Genomic DNA, 1,392 nt, shown 5'->3' with positions numbered 1-1,392 from the left:
ATGGTAGAATTCACAGTATTTCAGCCCCTTGGTTGTTTCATAGGGAACTCTCAACACACCATCTGCCATGCAGCGCTTTTTCACAACACTGACGTTTGTCCTGTGTTTTCCTGCCAGTGTCTTTAACATGCTGTACCGCACCATATAATAGTACTTGTGTAGGGCTCCCACATTTTCCGCAATCCGATAGAAGTTATACAGTCCTCGGATTTCTGCATTGAACGTGGATACAATCTCTACATCGCTGCGGTTCATCAGGTCTTTTCTTGGCATAGGACGCCACATTTCTTTGCCTGTGTCGGGATTGCGCTTTACTTGTATCGCTCCCCGTTCCATGGCTTTTTTAATCCACTTTTCTTTCGGCATATACAGAAATACTTTTCCATACCACACCCGTTTCATGTCGCCATTTTTGCACCGCTTCATGTTTTTGGAGTGGATCACTTTGAAATCATATCCCAGATATCGTACCGGCTCGCTGGAATGGGTTACTTTTGTCTTTTCCTCGGATATTTCCAGATGCAGCTTTTCTTGAAGGAAGGTTTTTACATCTTCCTTAATTCTTTCTGCGTCTTCTCTGGACCCGATCACGCCGATTACAAAATCATCAGCATATCGGTTGTACTGGATTTTCTTGTATCCTTTCTCAAACGGATCGTAGTAGTGCTGATTCATCTTTTCACTTCTGGCCTCTTTGAATTCTTTTACCAGCTCAGGAGTGGATTTCTCTGCACCCATAAGCGATTTGCGTGCTTTCTTGTATCTCCGTGACGCCCGTTCATATTCTTTGGTCGTCTTTCTTCTGGTCGGTTCACAGTCATATTTTTCTTTATATGCCTGCATATAGCCATCCAGTTCATTGAGATATATATTGGCACAGATAGGACTGATACCGCTGCCTTGCGGAACTCCAGAGTAAGTGCAGTTATACTGCCACTGCTCCATATATCCGGCTTTCAGGAATTTCCAAATCAGGCCGATAAAAGCCTCGTCCGAAATTCTTTTGCGCAGCAATTCAACCAGCACATGGTGATCAAAATGGTCAAAGCAAGCTTTGATATCTCCTTCCACAACCCAGGTGACACCTGTAAAGGTTTTCTTCACCTGACTGAGCGCAGTATGGCAGCTTCTTTTGGGCCTGAAGCCGTGAGAGTAGTTGCTGAATGTCGGCTCATAGATTGCTTCCAGAATCGTTCTGACTACTTCCTGCACCAACTTATCGTCGGTGGAAGTGATCCCCAGTGGGCGGAGTTTTCCATTTTTCTTTGGAATATACTTTCTCTTGGCAGGTTTTGGCTGGTACGTCCTGTTGCGAATGGATTCAATGATCCGGTTGATGCTCGGCAGACTCATACGATCCAGTGTCTGTCCGTCTACCCCCTGCGTCATGCC

Annotated in this window: 1 protein-coding gene; it reads right to left on the bottom strand. The window is 45.3% G+C overall.

Annotated features, from left to right (window positions below):
• Positions 1-1,392 (bottom strand): reverse transcriptase/maturase family protein (locus tag B5G28_RS14150; protein WP_144265578.1); only part of this gene is annotated, 1,392 nt, incomplete at both ends.

This window comes from Faecalibacterium sp. An77 (genome assembly GCF_002161315.1).
Classification (GTDB): Bacteria; Bacillota; Clostridia; order Oscillospirales; family Ruminococcaceae; genus Faecalibacterium.
Note: the sequence above shows the minus strand (reverse complement) of the source record. Positions and strands in the feature narration are given on the sequence as shown.